The organism is Methanococcus voltae PS, from assembly GCF_024807035.1.
GTDB classification, from domain to species: Archaea; AGJL01; Methanococci; order Methanococcales; family Methanococcaceae; genus Methanococcus; species Methanococcus voltae.
Window position 1 is genome coordinate 1 of sequence record NZ_JANUCQ010000007.1, and the last position, 11,632, is coordinate 11,632.

Annotated in this window: 8 protein-coding genes; 4 read left to right on the plus strand and 4 right to left on the minus strand. The window is 26.2% G+C overall.

Annotated features, from left to right (window positions below; genetic code table 11):
• The 4 genes from M2325_RS08155 to M2325_RS08170 form a co-directional block, all read right to left on the minus strand.
• Positions 1 to 1,059, minus strand: a 1,059-nt coding sequence (locus M2325_RS08155; protein ID WP_259052649.1) for a tetratricopeptide repeat protein, incomplete at its 3' end; no start/stop codon positions are given.
• 350 nt (positions 1,060 to 1,409) lie between these two features.
• Positions 1,410 to 2,348, minus strand: a complete 939-nt coding sequence (locus M2325_RS08160; RefSeq protein WP_259052651.1) for an SGNH/GDSL hydrolase family protein — start codon at positions 2,346 to 2,348, stop codon at positions 1,410 to 1,412.
• A gap of 8 nt (positions 2,349 to 2,356) precedes the next feature.
• The gene (locus M2325_RS08165; RefSeq protein WP_310572601.1) at positions 2,357 to 3,802 is read right to left on the minus strand and encodes an MBOAT family O-acyltransferase; all 1,446 of its coding nucleotides are present in this window, start codon (positions 3,800 to 3,802) and stop codon (positions 2,357 to 2,359) included.
• Positions 3,803 to 4,361: 559 nt separating this feature from the next.
• The gene (locus M2325_RS08170) at positions 4,362 to 6,575 is read right to left on the minus strand and encodes a NosD domain-containing protein (RefSeq protein WP_259052653.1); all 2,214 of its coding nucleotides are present in this window, start codon (positions 6,573 to 6,575) and stop codon (positions 4,362 to 4,364) included.
• A gap of 310 nt (positions 6,576 to 6,885) precedes the next feature.
• Between M2325_RS08170 and M2325_RS08175 the strand changes: the two genes are divergently transcribed.
• The 4 genes from M2325_RS08175 to M2325_RS08190 form a co-directional block, all read left to right on the plus strand.
• Positions 6,886 to 7,818 (plus strand): HNH endonuclease domain-containing protein, encoded by a 933-nt coding sequence (locus M2325_RS08175; protein WP_259052659.1) that lies wholly within the window; start codon positions 6,886 to 6,888, stop codon positions 7,816 to 7,818.
• Position 7,819: 1 nt separating this feature from the next.
• On the plus strand, positions 7,820 to 8,143 hold the full coding sequence (locus tag M2325_RS08180) for a nucleoside triphosphate pyrophosphohydrolase (RefSeq protein ID WP_259052662.1): 324 nt from the start codon (positions 7,820 to 7,822) through the stop codon (positions 8,141 to 8,143).
• Positions 8,144 to 8,307: 164 nt separating this feature from the next.
• Positions 8,308 to 8,565, plus strand: a complete 258-nt coding sequence (locus tag M2325_RS08185) for a hypothetical protein (RefSeq protein ID WP_209590685.1) — start codon at positions 8,308 to 8,310, stop codon at positions 8,563 to 8,565.
• Positions 8,566 to 8,776: 211 nt separating this feature from the next.
• Positions 8,777 to 11,632, plus strand: a 2,856-nt coding sequence (locus tag M2325_RS08190; RefSeq protein WP_259052672.1) for an Ig-like domain-containing protein, incomplete at its 3' end; no start/stop codon positions are given.

An 11,632-nucleotide genomic window follows, 5' to 3' on the forward strand; every position in this document is an offset into this window, starting at 1 on the left:
AACTTCCTCTTCTTTAACTTCCTCTTCTTTAACTTCCTCTTCTTTAACTTCCTCTTCTTTAACTTCCTCTTCTTTAACTTCCTCTTCTTTAACTTCCTCTTCTTTAACTTTGTTATTGATAATTTTTTCTTCAACAGGTGCCTTTTCTACATCTTCTTTTATTCCTACTTCGTCTTTTACAGCGGATTTATTTTTGTATTCTTCAACGTTTTTCGGTATCGAACTTATTTTAGTTTTAGCTTTAGCTTTCGTTACTTTTTTATTTTTATCTTTATTATTATTAGTCTTATTTTTAATTTCGCTAATGTTATTTTTATTATATTTTTTATTATATTGCTTTATTCCAATTATAATTATTGTAGCAACTATGAAAATTGACAATAATATCAAAATCCAATTTAAATCCATGAAATTTACAGATTCTAAAATGCCATTATTTTGTGAGTTTTTATTATTTGTATTTGTATTTGTATTTGAAGTTACAAAATGACTTTTGAATTCTTCCGCAAGTTTCTTATTATTTTGAATATCTACGTTATTAGGGTCTAATTCCAAAGCTTTATCATAACATTGGATAGCTTCTTCGTATCTACTTAATTCTTGAAGTGCGTTTCCTTTACGATACCAAGATATATAATTGCTATCGTTTAATTGTATTGATTTGTCATAGCAGACTATAGCTTCTTCGTATCTACTTAATTCGTGAAGTATGTAGCCTTTATCCATCTGATTAAGATAATTAGTTGGATTTACACCTATAGCTTTATCACAATAATTTAAAGCTTCATTATCCCGTCCTAAATCATAAAGTAAGTATGCTTTATAAATGTAAATATTATCATTATTTGGCTCTAATTCTATGGCATTGTTATAGCACTCTAATGCTTTACCATATTGCCCTATACTAGCACAATTATTTCCTTCCTCAATCCAATCATCGGCAGTATATCCGTAACTATCTAAACTTCCATTTTCTAATCCCAATACTGGATTTATAAAAACAAATAAAATTATCAACAATGCTAAATTCTTGAAATTCTTAAATTTTTTAATATACACATAATTCAACTCCAAAGATTAGTATAAACTTTTAGATTAACTATTAAATTAACTTTCTAAATTTTAAATTGACCATTAATTTTAAAGATTTTGAAATTCATTGATATTATTTTATTATTCATACTATTTATATTATATTTCCTTACACGACATTATTTAGAATACTATTTTATCCTTATGTTTACGATTTAAATGAATAATTTTATATTTAATTAATAATAAATAAATTAGTTTGTATTCTAAAAAATTGGTTAAAAAAATCAAAATAGTATTTAATGAATAATAAATTATAGATTATTAGACGTAATTATGAGATTTATTTTCGAATTGAATTTTATTTATTTATTTATTTATTTTATCTCCAATATAGATTTATTTTGTAAGTCTTTTACTAATATTTTTGTAAATTCCGTTCTACCCTTAAGATTTAAATGATCGGAATCTTGAAACAACGTATTATTTGAAGATATTTTTGAATAATTGGAATAATCTATATATGTAACATTGTATTCTTTTGCTATTTCAGGAACAATCTTATAAAATTCGTCATAAACTTCTTGAGGAACTCTTTCATGATATGAATCTGTTAGGGGAGTTGTAATTAATACTATTTTATAATTATGAGTTTTACAATATTCTATGATTTTTTTAAGATATATTATTGATTGACTTTCAATAGGGTTTACATTAATGGTTTTTTCATCGTAGAAGAAATAATTAATACGTTTTTTTGCATTATTTTTTAAATCATTTTCATTCATTGTATCATTGGAATATTCCCAATCCTGGTATGGGCTATTTCTGTCTTTAAATATATATCGGATATTGGCTTTTGAAGATAATACAGGGAATAATTCATAACGAATATATTTTTCAAAAGTATGGTTTAAATATTTTGGATTTAGAATTCCGTAATATCTTGGTTCTTGTAATGATATTTGTTCACTATAATTTTGATAAAGCGATAAATATGAAACCGGTAGAATAACTACACAATTATCACTAAGATAATTGGAATATTGTTTTAGCATATAGTAATCATAATATAATAATTGAGAAGACAAGGCAAAGTTAAACGTGGTGTATGGCTCATTGTCATAATAAAGTCTCATACCATGTGATGTTCCAAAATTTACCAATTCTAAATTATGAGGTATATTATTAAATTTATACACGTTATTTAGACTTTTATACCCATTTGTAGAAACATACATTAGGTTTAAACTACTTAATAATAACATAAATAATATGACAAATATTATTAATTTTTTTTTAAATAAGTTATTCAAATTATCACCTAAAATTGGAAATATATAAATTCATTCGATTGAAAGGCACCATTTAATAATATCCAAAATATTAAAAAATAATAAATGGGCCATCTTGCATACGTTTTTAGTGCATTACATTTACCAAACCTAGTAATTTGCATTAAGTGAACAAATTCTAATATTGCTATTGAACCAACAATTTTTAAGAACAAATAGGCTCCAAAACCAAGGCTATAAAATTTTTCAAGTACTTCAGAAGCAGGCGTGCTAAAAATCCCAGTAAACAAGTGCGTGCACACATATAACGCATCACTTATATCATTTGCTCTGAAAAATATCCAAGCAAATGATACAAATGAAAATACAACCATTACTTTTAAAATATCCAGGAATATATTTGATTTCAACTCTTTTCCATTTAACAATTGCATGATCGTATTTTCGACTACTAAATAAGCACCGTGTATTCCCCCCCAAATAATAAATGTCCAGTTTGCACCATGCCATAATCCACTAACTAAAAATACTATAAACAAATTTAAAGAATGTCTTAATTTTGAAACACGATTTCCACCCAATGGGATGTATAAATAATCTCTAAACCAAGTAGATAATGAAATATGCCATCTTCTCCAAAATTCAGAAAATGATCTGGACATATAAGGACTTTTAAAGTTATCCATTAAATCAAAGCCCAATATCCTTGCAGAACCTATTGCAATATACGAATAACCTGCAAAATCGCAAAATATTTGATAAGCAAAGAATATGGTGGCTATAATTAATGGTGCTCCAGTATAATCATGGACATTATTATATATTGCATTAACTATTGGTGCCACATTATCTGCAATTGCTAATTTTAAGAAAAAACCCCATAATATTAGTCTTAATCCTGAAACTGTTTTACCATAGTTAAATTTGTATTTTTCCCTAAATTGGGGTAGTAAATGTGTAGAACGCTCTATAGGGCCTGCTACAAGTTGTGGGAAAAATGACACATAGAGTGCATAAATTCCAAAGTGTTTCTCCGGTTCTTTAGTGCTTCGATACACATCAATCGTATAACTTAACGCCTGAAATGTATAAAAAGATATACCTACAGGTAATAATAAATCAAAAGTAGGTAAATACATAGGTAGACTTAAATAATGAGTTAATGAATCATTAAAAAAATTATAATATTTGAATATAAACAATAATCCCAGATTCAAAAATAAACTCATATATAAATAAGGTTTTCTATCTGCCTTTTCGGAGATTTTGCCCATCTTTAGTGCGGTTAAATAGGATATTATTGTAGATATTACTATTAATAAAATATATGCTGGATTCCAACTCATATAAAAGTAATAACTGGCAATTAATAATATCAACCACCTATATTTAGAATTGGTAAGAATAAACATTGTAAATACTAATGGGAGGAATATTAAATAATTTAGGGAATTAAATAACAATATGATCACCATGGCGTTAACTAACTTAAAAAACTAGTTAACGTTATGATAATATAATATATAAATATATAGTTATAAGCCCTCCCCTATAAAGTATTAATTAATAAATAATAAATATTAAATTTTAATACTACCCTTAAAAAGTGTTTTAATTTACTATAAAATTATAATGAATAGAAAAGAAGAATTTAAAGATAATTCATTACTAAATAAACGAAAGGTTTTTTGTAAGTTATGATGAATATATAAAGGATATGCCAAAAAATAAGTTGATAAACGAATGTATGCATATTTTTAAAATAAATGAAGTATATAGTTCAAAAGATATTGAAAAGGATTTAAATGTTGTAAAAATAAAAATAATGATTTAATGACGCATCATATTATGGAATACCCTATTATAATCTGGGCAAGAAAAAATACAAGCAAAATTTCATATTTTAAAGATATTAAACTATTTTAACTAGTTTTTAAAAAAATAAAAAAAGTAGTAATTGAGTTTACTCAATTACCTTAAATCCATCAGAAGTCCACTCAACGAAACTTTTAAAAAAAGTTTCATCAAAAAGGATTAAACTAATACTGATTTACCGTCAACCCATTCTACAGTTATAGGTTCGTCAGGTAACTCAGTAAGAGTTTCAAAATATTTTAAAGCAGCTTCAGTTCCTAATCTATCAGAGCCAGCTATATAGATTAACTTATAACTTTGAACTATTGAAGATGAACCTGAAGGAATACTTATAACTTGTATAATTCCTCTATTAGTTCCTGGATTATCGTTAGTTACTGGAATACTAAATCTATCGTTATATTGATTAGCTATTCTATTGGATACAGGACCACCTAATATTATAGTATCTCTATCTATTTCAGTATCGTCTGAATAGGTATTTTCTTTTAAACTGTTTGCTAACTGTTTATCGAAGTTACTTCCATAAACTACAGTTGAATCTGAAACTGTTCTTCTTAATGATTTAGATTTAATAGATTTTGAAGCATCTATTTTATTTTTTTTATTTTCATTATCATTTTTTGGCTCTAGAACTAGTGCAAAGATTGAGTTTTCATAATATATTGGTAAATAATCTATGTTATGATTATCTATTTTATATACTTCGTCACAAAATCCATCGCCATTGTTATCAGCATGTGTTTCGGAAAAACCAGTACCTTTTGGAGTAAACCAGTAGTTTCCTCCACCGTTCTCTTTTGTAGTGTTCCAGTAATTTATACCATATCCCATACGTAAATTTTTTGTGTTGTTAAATATATTTTTTATAATATAATTATTATGGGAATTCGATAAAAAGGCACCTGCATCCCTGTTTAAATGTAATCTATTATTTATTATTTGATTATTATTAGATTCTTGTAAGTAAATGCCATTTACCCCGTTTAAACTTACTATATTATTCATTAAGGAGGTGCCCTGTGAGCTACATAGATGAATACCATATCTAATGTTTGAATCTGCAGTATTATTTATAACTGTGCTATTCGTAGAATGCGATAAATAAATACCTTTGAGGTTGGAATTTACAGTATTATTTATAATGGTGCTATTTTTAGAATAACCGGAATAAATGCCAATATTGTCATTTGAATTTGCATTATTGTTGGTAATTGTACTATTTTTAGAATTTTCTATATAGATACCATAACCATTTGAATTTAAAGTATTATTGGTAAAATTACAATTTGTACCATATTGTGCGGTTATTCCATAATATGCACCTGATATGTTTAAATTCTCAACAAGCATATTCGAACAGTTCATAAGTATTACTTGCCCCGCATCTTCAGGAACTTTTTTAGTATTATTATTTTTATAATAATAAATTGGTTTACCATTTATCGTCGTATTTATCACAGTATGCGTATTTATACCACCGATATGGTCGTATGTATTTCCTATCCTAAGTCCTCGTGTATCTAAAGAATTATTGATGAGAACACAGTTATAAGAAGAATAATCTATCACAACGTCTGCAATACTATTTGAATCTGCAGTATTATTTATAACGGTATTATTCTTAGAATTATCTATACAAATACCATTTTTGTTTGAATTTACTGTATTATATATAATGGGGGTATTTGGAGAATTAAATATATATATGCCATATTCGCTTGAATCTGCAGTATTATTTACAAAGGAGCTATTAGGAGAGCTCCATAGCGTAATACCATAATATCCCGAACTTACTCGGTTATTTGTAATAGTACTATTTGGAGATTTTTTCAAATGAATACCCGTATCCCCATTTGAATTTACTGTATTATTTATAATAAGGGAATTGGGGCAATTCTCAGCGTAAATATCCCTTGTTATACTTGAGGTTAGGGTATTATTTATAATAGTGCTGTTTGGACAGTCTATTAAATAGATATTATAATCACCATTTGAGGTTAGGGTATTATTTATGATGGAAATATTGATTACATTAACCATATGGATACCTTTATGGTACTTAGATATAGCCATATTTTTTATTGTAATATTTTTTAAATTTTGCCCATAAATACCTCGTACTAAACCATTTTCAGAAGTTAAAGGAACACCCGTACCTATAATTGTTACATTATCGGATTTAATTGTGATGGCGTCACACTTGTTAGCCAATATTTTATGACTAATGTAATGAATCCCTGGTTTGTATATAGTGATTCCAAATGCGTCATAATTTGTATTGGCGGTTTCAGATGCTGCATAAACTGTATTAACAGCCAACATTGTTACCATTAGTAACGTAAAAAATATTAGATTATTATTTAGTTTCATATATATTTCCTCCATAATATTATGGATATATGTATAGTTATTTAATTAAATAATTGTTGATTTGAGTTAATAGTATACTCTAAAAAATTGAAATAGTAAATCATTAAAAGTAAGAAATTAAAAAAATAGAACTAATATTTTGTTTGTTTAATTAAAAATAATTATTTCGGTAATATTTTATATTCTTAAACCAAAATATATTTTTATTAAATTTGAGGGGATTATTATCAACGAGTATATAGCAACTTGGAATAACGTAATAACAAATTGTAGTTATGATAATACATATAAAATGGCGTGGGCTAAGGCATTGGTAGAATTATGCGTTTTAAATACAACATTGACAGATAATAAGCTTAAAACAATTAGTAAATTCAATTCAAAAGAAACAATATCCTTTACATTTGAAGAAATTGCAGAGCTATATTTAAAATATTATTGGAATCAAACAATATACTTCGATTTAGTACAGGGGTCTAATCTTACAAAATTACCAGTTATTATACAGCACGTTAAGAAATTAATAAATGAATACAAACTTATTGCAGGAAATAATCCTAAAAAATATGAAAAAATAGATTTTAAAGCGTTAGGTTTAGAAAAATCTTACAAAAATACTATAAAAAAGATTTCTAAGGTATTACCCGAAAATGTAGCTTGGAGATTTAAAAAATTAAATAGAAATACTTATGAAATTTATGAATTAGACTTAGAAAAAAGGACTGTTAGTTTTAAATTAGAAGATGCAATGATTTTAAACAAATATTCTGATTTAATGTTTCAAATAATAAATTATCGATGGACGCAAATGTTAGAAGGTTTTAACTTATCTCCTCGAATATCTTCAAAAGTAAAAGTTTGTGACCAGCCTGAAATTAAAAGAAATAGCTTAAATAAATTTAAAAAGTTTTTAGACTGTGAGTTTGAAGATGAAAATAGGTATTGTTTTTATAGTGGTGAAAAATTATCCGATGGTTTAACTTCAATCGACCACGTTATACCTTGGTCTTTTATGTACTCTGACGACATATGGAATTTAGTTTATTGTAATAGATGTATAAATTCGAGTAAATCAAATAAAACGCCTGCAGAAAATACTATAGAAAAGTTAGAAGATAGAAATATATTACTCTTAAAAAAATTGGAAAATTCAATATACTCTACAAGTAAAATTACTAAGGAATTAAATTTAGCGATTAAAAAAGATTATGTTAGAAAATTTTGGATAGCTTCGAAGGGATAATATGAAAATTCAACACCACAAACTCGTAAGAGATAATATTGTAGATATTATTGAAAAAGATGGTAAAAAAGCAAGTTTTCATATTGCGAGTGATGAAGAATATAAAATAAAGCTCTATGTAAAATTAAACGAAGAAATTGCAGAATTTAAAGATAATCCTTGCGAAGAAGAACTTGCAGATATTTTAGAAGTTATATATTCAATATCTAAAATTAATAATTTTGATTTAGAAGCTGTTGAAAAAATAAGAAAATCTAAATTATTAAAAAATGGAGGATTTAAAAAAAAGATAATCCTTGAAAATGTTGATGTTGGAGGGATTTAATTTATTAATTTTACTATTTTTTATTATTTTTTACTAACTACTAACTTTTAGCTTTATTAATTTTTTAATTTAATTTTTTAATTTAAATTTCATCATTTAACAAAATATTAAAATATATAAATCTTTAAATAAAAATTTATTATTGTAAGTTTTGAGGTGAAGAGATGGAAAACATACTATATAAATTCAAAAATGAATATGCAACTTTTGAAATTACGCCATTTGAGAACAATAGGGAAAAAGATTCACTAATTGTACATATGGATGTAGATGAGGATGAACTAATTTCAAATGAAGAAATTTTAGAAATGATTAAATCGGAAATAAAGGAGTTATTTAACGATAAGACGAATTTAGACAATTGTAAATTTGTTAAAAAAGAAGATGGTTATACCTACATTATTTTACCAAAAAATGATTAGCACAAATTATTTTAAGATACCAATATATGGCATATAAATTAAATTTACATTATTCATTTTATTATCATTTATTACCTTTCCTTTATTGTAATATAGTTTTAATTAATAATCTGTTTTAAATTTATTCAATTTATTTTATAGTAGTATTAAATAAAAAATTATATATCCAATTAATTAAATAAATAACTATATAACAATTATGGAGGATACTATGAACAAAAACTACAAAATAACATTTTTTATGTTATTAATAGTAACAATGTTGGCTGTTAATACAGTTTATGCAGATACTGCTATAAATGGACCGTATACAATAAATACACCGGGTAAATATTATTTAACAAATAATATATCTCATGATACTGGAGATATTATTAAAATTACTAGTAATGATGTAATACTCGATGGAAAGGGATTTACAATAGATGGACAGGAAAGTGCAGATAGAGCCATTTTAGTTTATAAAGTCAGTACGGAATATAAAAATATTACAATAAAAAATTTTAATATACAAAATTGTACGGCTGAAGGTATATACCTTTACAGGTGTAATGACAGTATTATTTTTAACAATACTGCACAAGATTGTGCAATCGGTATTAGGGTGCAAGGAGTAAATAATACTGTACTAAATAATACCATGTATGATAATTGGAATGGCATGGTGCTATGGTTTGTTAATGATTCAATCCTAAAATACAACGAAATATACGATAGTAGTGGAGTAGGACTATACACCTTACAAGCTATTAATTGTTCCATATTCAACAATAGCATTTATTCAAATAATAATCAGAATGGAGTATATTTGGAATCTTCGACTAATAATATACTATATAACAATATATTCAATAATTCGAACAATCTTGATACTTATATGGGCTTAAATTACCTCAATACTACAAAAGAAAACGGTGGAGGAAACTATTGGTTTACTCCAACAGGTACAGGTTGGTCTGAATATAATAGTACTGATAACAATGGCGATGGATTTTGTGATAATCCGTATGTAGTAAAAGCAGATTTGGTTGATTATTTACCAAAATGTATTGATACAACAGGTCCAATAATGACCATAGTTTCACCAGCTAATAAATCAATATTTACTAAAAATTATATTATAGTAAATATAACTGCAGTAGATGCAAGCGGTATTGATAAAATAGAATCTGAATTTTACGGTTATAATCATACTATGACAGAGTATCCTACTTACTACTCTATAGGGTATGGTAGTCTACTTGACGGAAATTACTCTTTAAAATTCTATGCGTTTGATAATCTAGGTCATAGAAGTGTTAAAAAACTATGGGTTGTTATAAATACAAAGGCGCCTGAAATAACAATAAATACTCCAATAAATAATAAAGTATACAATACAAGTGATATATTTATAAATGCAACTGCAACAGATGCAATAGGGATAAAAGAAGTAATGGCAAACATAAATGGAACCAATATTACAATGAATATTAATAATAGCTATTATACCTTAATCAAAAACTTAGCAGACGATAAATATAGTTTAAAAGTTTATGCTGAAGATAATGTAGGAAATAAAAGCGTAACAGATGAAATAACCTTTAGCGTTGATACAACAGCACCTACTTTCACAGTACATTCGCCAGCCAATAAATCAATATTTAATAAAAATAGTTTTAAGGTAAATGTAACTGCAGTAGATAAACATGGTATTGATAAAATAGTTTCTGAACTAGATGGCTCAAATACTACACTCTCAGACCATACCAAATATTATAACACAACATATGATAACGTATTGGATAAAAATTACTCTTTAAAACTATATACTTTTGATAATATGGGAAATAGAGCTGTTAAAAAACTATGGGTTGTTATAGATACAAAAGCTCCAAATGTTACTTTAAACACTCCAATAAGTAATAAAATATACAATACAAGTGATATATTTATAAATGCGACTGTAAATGATACAAATGGTATAAAAGAAGTAATGGCAAACATAAATGGAACCAATACTACAATGAATATTAATAATAGCTATTATACCGTAAGCAAAAACTTAGCAGACGATAAATATAGTTTAAAAGTTTATGCTGAAGATAATGTAGGGAATAAAAACGTAACAGATGAAATAACCTTTAGCGTTGATACAACAGCTCCAGAGATAATTACTGTTAAACCTACAGCTGGTTCAACAGTAGGAATAGCAACAAATGTTCAAGTAACAGTTAATGAAAAATCAACTGTTAATATTTCAATAACAAAAGGAACTAATAAATTGAAATACGATTTAATCAAAGACCCGAATAATGAAAACCTCCATTCCAAACTGATAAGTAATTTAGAAGCTGGTACTTATACTTTAAAAGTAACTGCAACAGATTTGTATAAAAACAGTTATACAAATGAATATACTTTCATAGTAGATGAAACCAAGCCAGTTATGGAAATAGCAAGACCTACAAATAATTCAATATTTAATGAAACAATTATTCCAATAAATGCAACTGTAACTGACACTTATGGAATAAAAGAAGTACTGGCAAACATTAAATCTACTATCGTAGATAAGAATATAACTTTATTAAAAGATGGAAATAATTACCTTGGAAATACCGATGCCTTAACAGAAGGCAATTATAATATAACTATCCACGCAACGAATAATTTAGGAAATATCAATAATACACAACCAAATGAAGTTATAGTTGATTTAACAAAACCAGTAATAACAAATGAAAACCCAAATAGAACTGTTGTAAACGCAGGATTTACAATAAACGCTACAGTAACTGATAACGTAGAAGTTAAAAACGTAACAGTTCAATTAAATGGAGAAAACATTTCTTTAAGAAATGTTAGTGGAAATATATACAGTACTTCCGCTATTAATTCATTATCCAGTGGTAATTACACTTATATAATAACTGCTTACGATACTGCTAGAAATTACGTTAAAACGAAAGTAATAAACTTTACTTTGGATTCAACAGCTCCAAAAGTTACTTTAAATTCTCCAATAGGATTACAAAATAAAGCAAATATTACAATAAACGCTACAGTAACTGATTCTACAGGAATT

What these genes read in the sequence shown, in the direction of transcription:
- M2325_RS08170 (WP_259052653.1), bottom strand. Translation starts at nt 6,575, where the DNA reads ATGAAACTAAATAATAATCTAATATTTTTTACGTTACTAATGGTAACA.
- M2325_RS08180 (WP_259052662.1), top strand. Translation starts at nt 7,820, where the DNA reads ATGAAAATTCAACACCACAAACTCGTAAGAGATAATATTGTAGATATT.
- M2325_RS08185 (WP_209590685.1), top strand. Translation starts at nt 8,308, where the DNA reads ATGGAAAACATACTATATAAATTCAAAAATGAATATGCAACTTTTGAA.
- M2325_RS08165 (WP_310572601.1), bottom strand. Translation starts at nt 3,802, where the DNA reads ATGGTGATCATATTGTTATTTAATTCCCTAAATTATTTAATATTCCTC.